General features: G+C 74.4%; 15 protein-coding genes. 3 read left to right on the forward strand and 12 right to left on the reverse strand.

What is annotated here, in order from left to right:
- The 5 genes from HH311_RS03060 to HH311_RS03080 form a co-directional block, all read right to left on the reverse strand.
- A complete protein-coding gene (locus HH311_RS03060) occupies positions 1 to 831 on the reverse strand; it encodes a carbon-nitrogen hydrolase family protein (protein ID WP_169182067.1) in 831 nt (276 codons plus the stop codon).
- Positions 832 to 839: 8 nt separating this feature from the next.
- On the reverse strand, positions 840 to 1,688 hold the full coding sequence (locus tag HH311_RS03065) for a carbon-nitrogen hydrolase family protein (protein ID WP_169182068.1): 849 nt from the start codon (positions 1,686 to 1,688) through the stop codon (positions 840 to 842).
- Positions 1,685 to 3,259, reverse strand: coding sequence for an MSMEG_0567/sll0787 family protein (locus HH311_RS03070; protein ID WP_312029906.1), 1,575 nt, complete (start codon positions 3,257 to 3,259; stop codon positions 1,685 to 1,687). The genes HH311_RS03065 and HH311_RS03070 overlap by 4 nt, the downstream gene beginning before the upstream one ends.
- Before the next feature lies 1 nt (position 3,260).
- Positions 3,261 to 4,343: an MSMEG_0568 family radical SAM protein gene (locus tag HH311_RS03075; RefSeq protein WP_312029907.1), complete on the reverse strand. Its 1,083-nt coding sequence runs from the start codon at positions 4,341 to 4,343 to the stop codon at positions 3,261 to 3,263.
- Between the two features lie 137 nt (positions 4,344 to 4,480).
- Positions 4,481 to 4,999, reverse strand: coding sequence for an MSMEG_0572/Sll0783 family nitrogen starvation response protein (locus HH311_RS03080; RefSeq protein WP_169182070.1), 519 nt, complete (start codon positions 4,997 to 4,999; stop codon positions 4,481 to 4,483).
- 415 nt (positions 5,000 to 5,414) lie between these two features.
- On the opposite strand from HH311_RS03080, the gene HH311_RS03085 reads away from it, so the two are divergent.
- Together HH311_RS03085 and hrpB are read left to right on the forward strand one after the other, a co-directional pair.
- Entirely contained in the window at positions 5,415 to 6,773 is a 1,359-nt protein-coding gene (locus tag HH311_RS03085; RefSeq protein ID WP_169182071.1) for an MSMEG_0569 family flavin-dependent oxidoreductase, read from the forward strand.
- A 155-nt stretch (positions 6,774 to 6,928) separates the two neighbouring features.
- Entirely contained in the window at positions 6,929 to 9,358 is a 2,430-nt protein-coding gene (gene hrpB, locus HH311_RS03090) for an ATP-dependent helicase HrpB (RefSeq protein WP_312029908.1), read from the forward strand.
- 1 nt (position 9,359) lies between these two features.
- Here the strand turns inward: hrpB and HH311_RS03095 are convergent, their stop codons facing one another.
- From HH311_RS03095 to HH311_RS03120, 6 genes are read right to left on the reverse strand one after another with little or no spacing between them, the layout of a single operon-like run.
- Positions 9,360 to 9,929, reverse strand: coding sequence for a hypothetical protein (locus HH311_RS03095; protein WP_169182072.1), 570 nt, complete (start codon positions 9,927 to 9,929; stop codon positions 9,360 to 9,362).
- An 8-nt stretch (positions 9,930 to 9,937) separates the two neighbouring features.
- Positions 9,938 to 10,312, reverse strand: a complete 375-nt coding sequence (locus tag HH311_RS31295; RefSeq protein ID WP_169182073.1) for a cupin domain-containing protein — start codon at positions 10,310 to 10,312, stop codon at positions 9,938 to 9,940.
- Positions 10,313 to 11,533 (reverse strand): amidohydrolase family protein, encoded by a 1,221-nt coding sequence (locus HH311_RS03105; protein WP_312029909.1) that lies wholly within the window; start codon positions 11,531 to 11,533, stop codon positions 10,313 to 10,315. It abuts the gene before it with no gap.
- Positions 11,530 to 11,832 carry a hypothetical protein gene (locus tag HH311_RS03110; protein ID WP_169182074.1) on the reverse strand — a complete coding sequence of 101 codons (303 nt, stop codon included), beginning with the start codon at positions 11,830 to 11,832 and terminating at the stop codon, positions 11,530 to 11,532. The genes HH311_RS03105 and HH311_RS03110 overlap by 4 nt, the downstream gene beginning before the upstream one ends.
- Positions 11,819 to 12,208 carry a Rieske 2Fe-2S domain-containing protein gene (locus HH311_RS03115; protein ID WP_169182075.1) on the reverse strand — a complete coding sequence of 130 codons (390 nt, stop codon included), beginning with the start codon at positions 12,206 to 12,208 and terminating at the stop codon, positions 11,819 to 11,821. Before HH311_RS03115 ends, HH311_RS03110 begins: the two co-directional genes overlap by 14 nt.
- 52 nt (positions 12,209 to 12,260) lie before the next feature.
- Positions 12,261 to 12,731: a MarR family winged helix-turn-helix transcriptional regulator gene (locus HH311_RS03120; RefSeq protein WP_169182076.1), complete on the reverse strand. Its 471-nt coding sequence runs from the start codon at positions 12,729 to 12,731 to the stop codon at positions 12,261 to 12,263.
- Between the two features lie 65 nt (positions 12,732 to 12,796).
- Here HH311_RS03120 and HH311_RS03125 point away from each other — a divergent pair, with 65 nt between their 5' ends.
- Entirely contained in the window at positions 12,797 to 13,195 is a 399-nt protein-coding gene (locus tag HH311_RS03125; protein ID WP_312029910.1) for a DUF5313 family protein, read from the forward strand.
- A gap of 23 nt (positions 13,196 to 13,218) precedes the next feature.
- On the opposite strand, the gene HH311_RS03130 is transcribed toward HH311_RS03125, so the two are convergent.
- Complete coding sequence (locus tag HH311_RS03130; protein ID WP_169182077.1) at positions 13,219 to 14,664, reverse strand: SIR2 family protein; 1,446 nt, start codon at positions 14,662 to 14,664, stop codon at positions 13,219 to 13,221.
- Positions 14,665 to 14,755: the final 91 nt, after the last annotated feature.

Genomic DNA, 14,755 nt, shown 5'->3' on the forward strand with positions numbered 1-14,755 from the left:
TCAGGTGCGGTACGCCGACGGACGGCGCTCGTCGAGGTGGTGGAGCACCGCGCGGGCGGCGTCGACCATCGCGGCCGGGTCGACCTCGGTCACGGCGAGCCCGCCCTTCGACCAGGTCCGGGCGAGGATCTCCCCGCCCGGCCCGACGACCTTGGCCCGCCCCAGGAAGTGCAGGGCCCCGGACCGGCCGCTCTGGTTCGCCGAGAGCAGGAGCACCTGGTTCTCGGCGGCGCGCGCCTGGTCGTAGAGGTCGAAGAGCCGGGCCTGGCGGTCCTGGGCCATGCGCGGGGCCCGGTTGGTCAGCGAGGTCGGCCACGCCGAGAGGCACGCGATCACCTGGGCGCCGTCCATCGCGAGCGACCGCGCCGACTCCGGGAACGTCTTGTCGTGGTCGATGAGCATCCCGAGGCGGCCCACCGGGGTGTCGAAGGCGTGGAACCCGCAGCCGGCGGTGAACACCTTCGCGACGCCCGCCGGGTGGTGCACCTTCCGGTGGCGGCCCAGGATCCCGTCCCCGCAGAGCGCGACCGCGGAGTTGTAGAGCTCGCCGTCGGGACCCTTCTCGCAGTACCCGAGACAGACGACCATGTCGCCCGCGAGGTCGATCACCGACCGCACCTCGTCCCCGTTGGGCTCGAGGGCGGGCGGCAGGTCGAGGACCTCGTGGTCGCGGGGCCGCAGGTCGGTGATGTAGCCGCCCAGGGCACCGTCGGGCAGGGCCAGCAGCCCGACCCCGGCCTCGCGCGCGTGGGCGATGATGACGCCGATCCGCTCGAGGTCGAAGTCCAGGTCGCGGGTGAAGTGGGCCGCCGCCGCGGCGATGCGGAGCACGGACTCCCCTACGCGGAGGCGGGTACCGGTGCGTAGCTCCCGCGGCGCATGTCGCGCAGGTGCCCCATGAAGCGGCGCGCTCCCTCGACGGAGGAGTCGACGTCGATGGACGCGACCGCGAGACCGGCGTCGGTCCCGGTGGTCGCGAGCACCTCGCCGCCCGGGTCCACGATCTTCGCGCTGGCCACGAGCCTCATGCTGCCGTACTCGCCGGCCTGGTTGGCCGACACCCAGACGATCTGGTTCTCCAGCGCGCGGGCGCGGTCGAAGAGGTCGAAGCGGCGGGTCCAGCGGTCGTCGGCGAGCACCGGCGCCTGGTTGGTCCGCGACGCGGGCCAGGCCGACATGCACACGACGACGCGGGCCCCGTCGACGGCGAGCGCCCGCGCGGCCTCCGGGAAGGCCTTGTCGTAGCAGATCATCATGCCCATCCGCCCGACCGGCGAGTCGAACGCGGCGAAACGGTCGCCGGCGGCGTAGGAGTTGTTCTCGTTGAGCGGCTGGTGCACCTTGCGGTGCCGACCGAGCACCCCGTCCCCGGTGACCGCGACGCAGCTGTTGTAGGGCAGGCCGCCGGAGGCGTCGTCGCCGCGCTCGCAGTAGCCGGCGGTGATGACCATGTCGCCGGCGAGACCGATGAGCCGCTGGATCTCCGGGCCGTCGCCGTCGAGCTGCGGCGGCTCGTCCTCGTGGTCGCCGTGCAGCGAGGACAGGTAGCCCCCGAGGGCGGCCTCGGGCAGCGCGAGCAGGTGCGCGCCCGCCTCGCGGGCGCGGCCGACCAGTTTCTCGATGCGCCGGAAGTCCTCGTCCAGGTCCCGGACGAAGCCCTCGGCGGCGGCGGCGAAGGTGACGGTCATGACGGCGTCCTCTCGGTTCCGGTGGTCGGCGACGGGAGACGTCGCGCGGCGGAGCTCGACCCGGCCGGTCCGAGCCCGGTGACGGGGCCGGCGACGGCGGTCGTCGTCTCCCCGTCGGGCCAGCGCAGGAGCACGCCGGCGGTGTCGGTGAGCTCGCCGCACGCCGCCCCGGTGGCGGGGCCCGCGTCGGGGAGCGGGGCGCCGGGCTCGTCGGTGGTGAGCAGCGCGAACCCGGGGAAGCAGGTGAACCAGTCGGCCACGTCGATCCCGGCGGGCCGGGGCACGGCGGCGACGTCGAGGACGGCGCCGGTCCCGCTCGCCTCGGCGAGCATCCCGAGGGTCCCGACGAGGCCCGCCATGGACACGTCCTTGGCGGCGGCCGGCCGGTGGGCGGCGTCGGGGCCGATCGCGTCGACCATCGCGCGCAGATCCTCCGACCGGCGGCGCGAGGTCGTGTCGAACTGGCGGCCGGTGTAGCCGGGGCGCCAGGCGCCGGCGAGGTCGGCGGTGAGGCGGACCTCGTGGCCGACCCGCCCGCCGCCGGCGGGGACCGGCGTCGGCGTGCTGCCCAGGGCGGTCACCGCCAGCGAGGCCGGCACGTCGATGGTGGTGTGGCCCCCGAGGACCGGCACGCCGTAGGCCTGGGCGGCGGCGCGCAGCCCGTGCAGGACGCGGGCGGCGAAGGAGGCGTCGCGGGCGCCGACGGCGTCGAGCAGGCCCACCGGCCGCGCGCCCATGGCCGCGAGGTCGTTGACGTTGACCAGGACGCCGCACCAGCCGGCCCACTCCGGGTCGCGCTCGACCATCGCCGGCAGGATCGCGTCGCAGGCGGCGACGACGTCGCTGCCCGGCACCGGGGCGCCGTCGTCGCCGACGAAGCCGGGCGGCGCCAGGCCCGCGACCAGCTCGCCCAGCGGGCTCTTGGTGGCGTCGACCAGCCGCTGGATGCGGTCCATCGGGTGGCGCATCCGCAGGTGGGGCAGGTCGGGGGCGCCGGGCAGCGTCACCGGGCGCACCGTCTCCCACCCGAGCCGGGTGAACAGCGGGCCGTTCGCGGCCTGGACGTCGGCCTCGAAGCGCAGCACCCCGGCCGCTTCGGCACGGGCGACGGCGGCCCGGACCAGGGCCGCGCCCACGCGCACCCCGGCCCGGCGCCGGCCGCCGACGCTCACCGCGAGGCGGCTGCCGGTCCACCACCCGAGGTCGGGCTCGCCGGGCCGGGCGGGACCGAGGCGGACGCCGCCGAGCGGGGTGCCGTCGCCGTCGCGGGCGAGCAGCACGACCGCGCGCGGGTCGGTGTCGGTGTCGTCGAGGTCGCTGCGGGACGTTCCGAAGAGGCCCTGCTCCTCGACGAACACGGCCCGGCGCAGGGCGCGGTGGGCGACGACGTCGGGATGGGTGGCGTCGGCGGCCGGCGCCTCGCCGATGGTGACGTCGCGGGGGGCGGGCCGGCGCGCGAGACCGCCGAGGATCTCCTCCGCGGCGGACAGCCGCCGTTCCAGCGCAGCGTCGTCACGGGGCAGGACCACGTCATCGCGCCGCACCGGGGCGGGACCGTCGAGGATCGACACGTCAGCCCCCCGCCGCGGAGAGCGCGCTGCAGGCCCCGCAGGCCGCGCAGCCGGCGGCCTGGTCGGCGCCCCGCATGCCGGCGGCGCGCAGGGCCGCGGCGACGCGGGCGGTGACGTCGGCGAGCAGCGCCGGGTCGGGCGCGGGATCGCCGTCGGCGAAGGCGAGCGTGCCCGGGATCGGGCGGTAGGGGACGACGAAGGGGTAGACCCCGGCCTCGATCAGCTCCGTGGCCCCGGCCACGAGCTCGTCCGGGTCCTCGCCGAGCCCGACGATGAGGTAGGTCGACACGGCGTTGCGGCCGAAGAGGCGCACGCTCTCCCGCCACGCCGCCCAGTACTGCTCGAGCGGCACGGAGGCCTTGCCGGGCATCCAGCGGCGCCGCACGGCGTCGTCGAGGGACTCGACGTGGATGCCGATCGCGTCGGCGCCGGCGTCCTTGAGCGCCGCGAGGGCGGCCAGGTCATCCGGCGCGGGCGGCTCGCACTGGACCTGGATCGGGAGGCCGGGGACGGCCTCGCGGACCGCGGCGGTGCAGCGGGCCAGGTGCCGGGCGCCGCGGTCGCGGCCGTTCGAGGTGCCGGTCGTCATCACCATCTGGCGCACGCCGTCGAGACGGACCGCGGCCTCGGCCACCTCGGCGAGCTGCGCCGGCGTCTTCACCGCGGTGGTGGCGCCGCTGCGCAGCGACTGCTCGATGGCGCAGAACCGGCAGCGGTCATCCTCGCCGTAGCGCACGCAGGTCTGCACGACCGTCGTCGCCAGCACGTCGTCGCCGTGCAGCCGCGCGATCTGCTCGTAGCGGACGCCGTCGGCCGTCGTGAGGTCGTAGAACGCGGGCCGGGCGACGGTGTCGACCGCGACGCCGAGATCGGTCACCCCGCCGTCGGGGCCGGTGCGCACGAGCCGGCCGTCGCGCAGCCGGAACGGGCTCGCCGGGTTGATGGGGATGGTGGTCTTGAGGCCGTCGACGAGCACGTGCCCGTCGTCGGACGGGCCGGCGCCGCCCGGGCGGCGCAGCGGAATGGTCGATCCGAGATCGACGGTGGTGGACGGAGGGTCGATCGCGACGCCGCGGACGGCCACTTCGGAACGGACGGCAACACCGGAATCGGTCGGTGCGGACACGCGAGCTGACCTCCAGGACTGGGTGCGGACGGGGCCGCTCGTGAGCACTTTCTGGGGCTATAGCCCCAGAAAGTGCTCACGAGCGCGAAGCGCACCTACAACTGGTAGGTCGAGTTGATGATCGCGCCCTTGCGCGCGTAGTAGATGAGCGCGTCCTGGACGTCGAGCGGGTGCGTCGGGATGACGCCCTCGATCAGGTCCTCCTCGCGGGCACCGTGCAGCGACAGCCCGAAGCGGCAGCAGTAGGCCTTGCCGCCCTCGGCCATGAAGGTCTTGAGCTGGTCGTTGATGTTGTGCTCGCCGGGGAACGCCGAGCTGCCCGTGGTGGGGAAGCCCCGGGTGGCCAGGCAGTTCAGGGAGCCCGGGCCGTAGAAGTAGATCGCGGTCTCGAAGCCCTTGCGCAGTGCGCGGGTGGCCTGGAGGACCGCGACGAAGCTGACCGACGACTCGTGCGCGATGCCGTGCACGAGGGTGAAGTAGGTCTCGCCGTTCTCGGCCTGCAGGTCGGGGAAGACCTTGGTCCCGCCGTAGATGCTCGAGCCCTCGGGCAGCGACGGGTGCGGGATCTCTTCGAGGCTCTTCTGCTCGACGTCGGACAGTTCGGCCGTGGTCATGCCGTTCTCCTTCGGTTCTGTCGGGGCGGTGGAGGGTGCGATCCCGGACGGCGCGGCGGCGGTGGCGGCCGTCCCGGGCTCGCCCCCGCGATCGCCGCTCACCACCGCTTTCACCTTCTGCCAGATACCAGGCACGATGTCCCCCTGGTGTCCGTGTGGACGTGCGGTCGACGACCGGGGGTCCCGGCCTCGTGCTGCAAAAGCCAAACAACGACGCGTGACGCGCCGATGTCGACGTGACTACGAGCGCGTTTCTGAATCGCCGGAACATTTCCGAGACGTTTCGAAACAATCGGCAACAGGCCGGTAGTCAGACGGCAACCACTCGGAAACGGAATCTCCCGACGCTGATCCGCGGAATCGTTGAGGACGCAGCGACGCGTCCGCATCCTGAGGCTGAGAGGAACGACCGGCCATGACCACGGCAACCGTCACGCCCCTGCGCGGCACCGGCGCCCGCACCCCTGCCGACCTCGACGGCACCCACCGCCCCGTCATCGTCATCGGCGGCGGGCAGGCGGGACTGTCCATGAGCCGCTGCCTGTCCCGGGCGGGGATCGACCACCTCGTGCTCGAGCGCGACGAGGTCGGCCACTCCTGGAAGACCTACCGGTGGGACACCTTCTGCCTGGTCACGCCGAACTGGCAGTGCAAGCTGCCCGACTACCCGTACGGGCCCGGCGGCCACGGCGGCACCGACCCGCACGGCTTCATGGTCCGCTCGGAGATCATCGACTACCTGGAGGCGTACCGGGCGTTCATCGACCCGCCGCTGCACGAGGGCGTCGGGGTCGAGCGGGTCACCCGCGACGACCACGGCACCTACGTGCTCGAGACAACGGCGGGCCGGCTCACCGCCGACCAGGTCGTCATCGCCACCGGCGGCTACCACACGCCGATCACCCCGCCGACCTCGCAGCCGCTGCCGCCGGAGATCACCCAGGTGCAGTCGCAGGACTACAAGAACGGCTCGCAGCTGCCGCCCGGCGAGGTGCTGGTGGTCGGGTCCGGCCAGTCCGGCGCGCAGATCGCCGAGGACCTGCACCTCGAGGGCCGCCAGGTCCACCTCGTCGTCGGGAACGCGCCCCGCGTCGCCCGCTTCTACCGCGGGCGCGACGTCACCGACTGGCTCGACGACCTGGGCTACTACCGGATGCCGGTCACCGAGCACCCCCGCCGCGAGGCGGTGCGCGCGCAGGCCAACCACTACGTCACCGGCCGCGACGGCGGCCGCGACATCGACCTGCGCGCCCACGCGGCCGACGGGATGAAGCTCTACGGCGTCATGACCGACCACCGCGACGGCGTCCTGCACTTCGCGCCGACGCTCACCGAGAGCCTCGACCACGCCGACGAGGTCTCCGAGTCGATCAAGGACACCATCGACAAGCACATCGCGGTGTCGGAGATCGACGCCCCGGTCGAGGAGCGGTACAACCCGGTGTGGTCGCCCGCGGACGACCCGACGGAGCTGCGCCTGGCCGACACCGGGATCACCTCGGTGGTGTGGTGCATCGGGTTCCGCCAGGACTTCTCGTGGATCGACGTCCCGGTGTTCTCCGGACGCGGCACCCCCGGCCACAGCCGCGGGGTCACCTCCTCCCCCGGCCTGTACTTCCTCGGGCTGCCCTGGCAGTGGACCTGGGGCTCGGGCCGGTTCTCGGGGGTCGGCGACGACGCCCGCTACCTCGCCGAGCGCATCCGCTCCCAGCGCGGGCTCACCTCGTCGGGCGGGCGCGGCGACGTCTGCAACGTCCTGGCGCTGGGCAGCTGACGCCGCTCCCCGCACGAGGGGACCCCTCGACGTCGTAGAACGGCTGGATCGTCCCCTCGCGCGCGGAGCAGTGTGCCGCGAGGGGAGGATCCGGTCGCTCTACGCGGCCGAGGGGTCCCCTCGTGCGGGGACGGTGCGGTGGTAGACCGGCGGGCGTGATCGACCAGGTGACCGATCGGGCCGCGCTCGCGCTGCCGGTCCGCCCGGCGCTTCCCGACGTCGAGGCGGCCCTCGCCGCCCGCGGGGCGGCGGTGCTGGTGGCGCCGCCGGGGACCGGGAAGACGACGCTGGTCCCGCTCGCGCTGGCGGAAGCCGTCGAGGGGCGGGTGCTCGTGGCCGAGCCGCGGCGGGTCGCGGTGCGCGCCGCGGCGGCCCGGATGGCGTCGCTGCTCGAGGAGCCGGTGGGCGAGCGGGTCGGCTACGCGATCCGCGGCGAGCGGCGCACCGGGCCCCGGACGCGGGTCGAGGTGGTGACGACGGGGCTGCTCGTCGCCCGGCTCCAGCACGACCCGGAGCTCGTCGGCGTCGACACGGTGGTCCTCGACGAGTGCCACGAGCGAGCCCTCGACACCGACCTCGCGCTGGCGTTCGCCGTCGACGCCCGCGCCGCGCTGCGCCCCGACCTGCGCCTGCTCGCGACGTCGGCCACCGCAGCCGCCGACGAGCTGTCCGCGGCGCTGGACGGCCCCGTCGTCGTCGCACCCGACCCGCTGCACCCCGTCGAGGTCGTCTGGTCGCCGCCGCCGCGCCCGGTGCCGCCGCCGCGCGGGATGCGGGTGGAGCCGGAGCTGCTCGCCCACGTCGCCGCGGTGGTGCGCCGTGCCCTCGCGGAGGCCGACGGCGACGTCCTGGTGTTCCTGCCCGGCCGTCGCGAGATCGACGACGTGGCCCAGCGCCTGACGGGTCTCGACGTGGCCGTCGAGACCCTGCACGGCGGCCAGGACGCCGCGCGGCAGGACGCGGTGCTGGCCCCGTCGGCCCGTCGTCGGGTGGTCCTCGCGACGGCGATCGCCGAGACGAGCCTGACGGTGCCGGGGGTGCGCGTCGTCGTCGACGCCGGCCTGTCCCGCCGGCCCTGGACCGACCACGCCCGCGGGCTGGACGCGCTGGTCACCGTGCTCGCGTCGCAGTCCTCGGCGACGCAGCGGGCCGGGCGCGCGGGCCGGGAGGCGCCCGGCGTGGTGCACCGCTGCTGGTCGGAGGCCGAGCACACCCATCGGGACCGCGCCGACGACCCGGAGATCGCGCACGCCGACCTCACCGCCTTCGCGCTGCAGCTCGCGCGGTGGGGCACGCCCGGCGGCGCGGGGCTGGCGCTGCTCGACGCCCCACCGACGACGGCGTTCGAGGCGGCCCGGACGGTGCTGCGCGGGCTCGGGCTCGTCGGGGAGGACGGCGCGATCACCGGGCGGGGCCGGGCGGTCGCGGGCACCGGGGTGCACCCGCGGCTGGGCCGGGCGCTGCTCGACGGTGCCGCGGTCGCGGGATCGACGACGGCCACCGAGGTGGTGGCCCTCCTCGCGGCCGACGTCCGCGGCGACTCCGACGACCTCGACGAGCGGCTGCGCGGGGCGAGGAACGACCCGCGGTGGCGCGCGGAGGTGCGGAGGCTTCGCCATGTGAACGAATCTGGTCGCCAGGACGACCACATCCGTTCACGTGCGCGGAGCGCTGTGGTCGCCCTGGCGTACCCCGACCGGCTCGCCCGCGCCCGCGCCGCCGACTCCCGCGAGTACCTGACGACGGGTGGCACCGGCGTCGAGCTCGCCGCGTCGTCGCCGCTGCGCGGTCAGCCCTGGCTCGCGGTCGCCGACGCGGTCCGCGGGCCGGGCGACCGCGTCGCCCGGGTGCGGCTCGCGGCGCCGGTGGACGAGGACACCGCGCGGGAGGCCGCCGCCGGCTGGTGGCGCGACGACGAGGTGGTGGCCTGGGAGGACGGCGACGTCGTCGCCGAGCGCCGGGAGCGGCTGGGCGCGATCGTGCTGGCCCGCCGGCCCCTGGCCCACCCCGATCCCGCGGCGGTGGCGACGGCGGTGCGCGACGGCCTGGCCGCCGAGGGGCTCGCACTGCTGAACTGGACCGACGCCGCCCTCGACCTGCGACGACGGCTCGCGTTCCTCCACCACGCGCTCGGCGATCCGTGGCCCGCCGTCGACGACGCGTCCCTGCTCGCCCGGGCCGACGAGTGGCTCGACCTCACCCGGGTCCGCCGCCGGGCCGACCTCGGTCGGGTCCAGGTCGCAGCGACCCTGCGCCACCTGGTGCCGTGGTCGCAGGCCGGCCGGCTCGACGAGCTGGCCCCGACCCACGTGACCACGCCGGACGGGCGTCGGGTCCGCGTCGACTACTCCGACGCGACGGCGCCGGTGGTCGCCCTGCGGGTCCAGCAGGCGTTCGGCTGGCAGCAGGCCCCGGTCCTGGCGGGCGTGCCCGTCGTCGTGCACCTGCTCTCGCCGGCGGGCCGCCCGGCGGCGGTGACGGCGGACCTCGAGTCGTTCTGGGAGAACGGCTACCCGCAGGTCCGCGCGGAGCTGCGCGGCCGCTACCCGAAGCACGCCTGGCCGGAGGACCCGCGGCTCCCCTGAATCAGTCCTTCGCCGCGACCTTCTCGAGCTTCTGCTCCACGGTCTTGCGGTCCTTGGTGTCCTTCTCGTGCTCGAGCGCCTTCTTCGCCTCGTCGGGCTCCATCGTCCTGGCCCGCTCGACGGCGTCGTCGGCGTTCATCTCCTCCAGGTGGGCGTCCTTGCGGGCCTGCTTCGCGCCTGCGGTGTTCGGCACGTCGCCCTGCCCCTTCTTCGAGCCCTCCTTCTTGGCCCGGCGGGTCTTCTCCTTCTCCTCGTCGGACAATTCCTCCCAGGCCTTCTTCGGGAGGTAGCGGTCGGTCGCGCCGTCACCGCGCGCCTGCGCCGAGCCGTCGGCGGTCTGCCAGTCCTCGTCGGTCCACTGCTCGAGGCTGCGCTGGGACTCGGTCGGCTGGTCCTTGTGCTCGAAGTCCCCGCCGTGGCGCTCGTACTCCTGGGTGAGCAGCTGGCTCTTGCGCGCCGACCACTTCCCCGGGGAACCGCCCTTGTCGGAGGCCTTGATCTCCTCCTTGAGGCGCTCGCGCAGCTCGGGGTGGGTGTAGTCCTGCTCGTAGTCCTTCGCGCCCTTGGCCATCCGTGCGGCTACCCGCGACGACGTCCCTGGTCGCGTACCAGTTGGTCGAACTTCGCGGGACCGCAGATCGTCAGCATGCGCACCGTCTCGTCGCCGAGCACCCAGAGGGTGTGCTCGACGTCGCGCGGCAGGAAGATGAACCCACCGGTCTCGGCCGTGAACTCCTCGTCCCCGCAGCGGCCGCCCACCCGGCCCGCGAGCACGTGGAACATCTCGTCCTCGCCCTCGTGGGTGTGCGGGGCGACGACGAGCCCGACCGGCGCCTCCTGCTCCATGACGGAGACCCGACCCTCGGTGTCGGCGCCCGTGGCCTTGACCGTGAAGACCGCGCCGTCGAACTCGTAGGTCTCTCCCGCCCCGGGCGCCCGGACGAACCCGCTCACTCACACCTCCCCCAGCTCGAAGACCTTCCGCGCGGTCTCCCCGAGGATGTTCCGCTTGCCGTGCTCGGAGACGAACGGGAGGGCGGCGATCCGGCCCGGGACGTCGAAGTCCCAGTGCGGCCAGTCCGAGGAGTACATCAGCGAGTTCTCCGCGTCGATGGCCTCGAGGGTGGCCGCGAGCAGCTTGTCGTCGGTCCACTCCATGGGCTGGCTCGTGTAGTACATCTCGCGGATGTAGTGCGACGGCGGGCGCGTGAGCAGCGGGGCGTCGGAGGAGCGCATGTAGTACTCGTGGTCGAGGCGCTGCATCATGAACGGCAGCCACGCGAGACCGCTCTCGATCCAGATCGTCTTCAGGCCCGGGAAGCGCTCCGGGATGCCGTTGACGACCCAGTTGGTCATGTGGGTCATGTTGCAGGTCACGAAGCTCATCGAGTGGGCCGAGAGGAACCGGTTCATCGTCGAGGTCATCGAGTCGGCCTGGTTCGGCCCGGCGTGGAACCCGATCGGCAGGCCCCGGCGCTCCAGCTCGCGGTACACCGGCATGTAGGCGTTGCGGTGCACCCCGGCGTGACGCTGGCTGGTGACCAGGAAGCCGATGACGCCCGGCGTGTCCCCGAACTCCTCGATCGTCGCCAGACACGCGTCGGGGTTCTCGAACGGCAGGCCCAGCATGGTCCGGATGCGCGGCTCGCGGGGCAGCACCTCGGCGGTGAACCAGCGGTTGTAGGCCTGCAGCAGCGCGGTCGCGACCTCCGGCTGGGGGTGCAGCCCCGTCTCGAGCATCGGCTGCGGGAAGACCACCTGCAGGTCGATCGACATCGCGTCCATCGCCCGGCGCACGAGCGTCACGTCCCGGTCCGCGCCCGACGTCGTGCCGGGGGTCTCCTCCGCCAGCGAGGCCTGGTGCGGTATGCGCCCGGAGACGTCCTGCATCGTCAGGCCCGGCGGATGGTTGTGCAGCGCCAGGTGGGAGGCCTGCGGCCAGTTGCGCATCATCTGCTGGGCGGTGTCGCGCAGGACCGGGCTGTCGAGATAGGTGAGGATCTCCGGCCACGAGTCGAGCTCGACGTGGTGGGAGTCGACGTCGACGATCAGGTAGTCGTCCAGCCCGTAGCGCTCGGTGTCGCGACGGGCGTTGGCGAGGATCTCGCGGGTGTCGGTGGCGGTCGTGATCTCCTGGGTGGGCAGCCGCCGCACCCCCGGGTCGGTCGCGGTCACGGCGTACTCCTCGAGAACCAGAGGGCCAGGTCGAACGGGTTGAGGTCGTGGCTGCGCAGCGCCGCGGTGGCCAGCGCGACCGCGTCGGTCGGGGTGGTGTCGGCCGCGCCCGGCGGCTCGGCGCCATCCTCGGCGGCGACCGCCCAGCAGCGGGCGGTGGTGCTCACCAGCCGGCGGGCCGTGTCGGGATCCAGGGAGGCGATCGCGCCGTCGTCGAGACCCGCGTCGACCTCGGCGGCCAGCGCCGCCACGAGCTCGTCGATGCGGCGGGCGCGGTCGAGGTGCTCAGACGGCGACACGGATCCGCCCGCCCTCCTCGGAGACCTCGAACGCCCGCAGCGCGAGGTCGGGGCGCCCGGGGTGGCGCCCGGTCACCACGTCGTACTCGAAGCCGTGCCACGGGCACACGACGTGCATCGTGTCCTCGTCGAAGCGCAGGCCGAGGCTGCGCTGCTCGTCGTCGAGCCGCTCGGTCACCCGGTGCACGATCCGGCCCTGGCAGGCCGGGCCGCCCTGGTGGGCGCAACGGTTCTCCCAGGCGTACAGCCGACCGCCGAACCGGAACACCCCGAGCGTGACGGCCCCGGTCCCGGTGGTGATCTCGACGACGAGCCGGCCGCGTTCGGGCACGTCCTGCGACGCCCCGACGTCGACGAGGCGCTCCGTGGTGGTCATGCCGGACAGCGTGCGCGTCGGGTCCGGCTCCTGGGAAGGTCCCGACGACGGGTCAGGCGCCGACTCCGGCGGCCGGCTCGGTGGTGGCGGCGGCGATGACGGCGGTGAGGTCGCCGTGCAGGCGCATCAGCTCCTCGACCGGCATCCCGAGGCGCTCGACGATGGCCGGCGGGATGCGCTCGGCCTCGGTCCGCAGCGCGCGGCCCGCGTCGGTGAGCGTGACGGCGAGGGTGCGCTCGTTGCCGGGGACGCGGCGACGCTCGACGTAGCCCTGCGCCTCGAGACGCTTGAGCAGCGGCGACAGGGTGCCGGGATCGAGCGCGAGCATCCCGGAGAGCTCGGTGACCGACAGCGGCGAGCGACCCCAGAGCGCCAGCATCACCAGGTACTGCGGGTGGGTCAGGCCCATCGGCTCGAGCAGCGGCCGGTAGAGCGCGATCACCGAGCGGGCGGCGACGGCCAGGGCGAAGCAGACCTGGTTCTCCAGCGCGAGGGGGTCGATCTCGTCTGTGGTGGCCGTCATGACGCCCCACTCTACCCTTGGGGCGCATACTGTTGGTGCACAAACTTTCCGAGGAGGTGGCCCCGGTGGTCTCGACGCCGCGACCCGGCCCGCTGTGGTGGCTCTGGTACGCCCACGGGGGTGGGCTGCCCGCGCGGTTCGCGCCGTGGGTCCTGCACGACACCACCTGCCGCACCTGGTGGGTCCGCCACCTCGTGCGCCTCGTCGTGCAGCTCGCCCCGTTCGTGGCGGCGATCATCGTCTTCGTGCCGGGTCCGCTGTGGCTGCGCGTGATGAGCGCGGTGGGCGGCGCCATCATGGGGATGATCTTCTCGGTGGCCTACCTGCACGAGACCGCCGAGCACCGCCTGGTCAAGGCGGGCTACCCGGTCGGGACCGGGGTCGAGGCCCGGGCCGAGCGCACGCGGGAGAAGGACGAGGCCGCCGCGGCCCGCTACGCCGCCCGGTGGCGCTCCGCCCCCTGACCGCCCCCTGACCGCGCGCCCCCTCAGGGGCGCATCCCGAGTTCGTGGAGCAGGGCCTCCACGCGGCGGCCGGCGAGGCTCCCGGGCGGGACGTCGCGCAGCTGCGTGACGGCGCCGGTGAACGCCCGCTCGGCGGGGGTGAGCAGGTGCTGGTAGCGCTCGTCGAGGAGGAACGAGGCGTCGTCGGTGGCGTGGTGCGCGACGAGGTCGAGGAAGATCTCCATCCGCCGGGCGGCGCCCGCGACCACCTCGTCGGTGCGGGCCCGGTCGGCGGGACGCTCGGCGAAGGCCTGGTAGCGCAGCTCGCCGTCCCACATCCGCCGGCGCAGCGGCTCGTCGACCAGGGCCAGCGCCGTGCCCACCACCCGGTCGTCCTCCCGCACGCGGCGGACCTCGTCGGCGAGGTGGAGGAAGTTCTCGTCGGCCAGCGAGAACCCGGCGAACAGCACGTGGCGGGTCATGAGCAGGCCCTGCACCACCCCCGCCAGGGCGCCCTGTGCGCCCTGGAACCGCAGGTAGTGGTCGCGGGTCAGGACGACGTTGCGGCGGCGCGCGAGATCACCGTGCAGCTTGAGCAGGTAGGGCCGGTCGGCGCGCGCCGGCTCGAACGGCAGGACGGCGGGCGCCCGCCCGACGGCGCCCAGGGCGCGCTCGAACAGGTCGTCGTAGTTCGTCGTCGCCGCCTCCCACATCGGCAGTGCCGCCAGCAGGGCGTGGGACAGGCCGTGCCGGTGGGTTGACAGCACCGCGGCCAGGGCGTCCTCGAGCGGCTCGTCGAGGGTGCGCTCGATGAGCGTCGCCGCGTCCTGGGCCGGCAGCGTGCGGAGCTCCGCGGCCTCCGCCGCCGGGATCGCGGCGCGTCGGGCGAGCTCGTCGAGCAGCATCGCCCACGACGGGAGGCCGGCGCTCACGCTCACCCCGGCGCCCAGGAACAGCGCGAGCTCGTTGACCCTGGCCCTCGCCGCGAGGTCCTCGGCCGTCGCCTCCTCGGCCGGTGAGAGCCCGTGGCGCGTCCGTCCGCGCCGCACGTGCTGGGCCGCGGCGTGGTCGCGTCCCGAGCGCAGCACCAGCGCGACGTCGTGCCCCTCGTCGGCGTGGGTCTCGAGGACCTCGAGGACGGCTGCGATGACGTCGCCCCGACGCGATCCCGCCGCCCCCCGGCCCGCGCCCACCAACGGCAGGGCGGTGAGGTGCCGCGAGCGGCCTCGCCGGGGTGGCCGAGCCTGCTGGTCCGCCGCGACGGCGTCCAGGACGTCGTGGACCGTCGTGGCGTACCACGACGCCGCCTGCGGTGACCCGGACCCGGTGTCGACCGGCCAGATCCCCTCACCCCACGGCGCCCGGCCCGGCGGGACGAGACGGTGCCAGCTCGCGCTGACCTCCCCGCGGGCGTCCGTCGGCACGACGACGTCGTCGCACGCCAGCTGCGTCAGGTCGCCGTGCACCACGAAGACGTGCCCTCGCGTCATCCGACGGGCTCCAGGGGTTCGGGCACCGGGCCCGGCTCCACACCCGGCCCAGCGGTTCGGCTGTGACGACGGGTGCGGCGTCGTGGACGCG

The organism is Actinomycetospora sp. TBRC 11914 (assembly GCF_012933465.1).
GTDB lineage: Bacteria > Actinomycetota > Actinomycetes > Mycobacteriales > Pseudonocardiaceae > Actinomycetospora.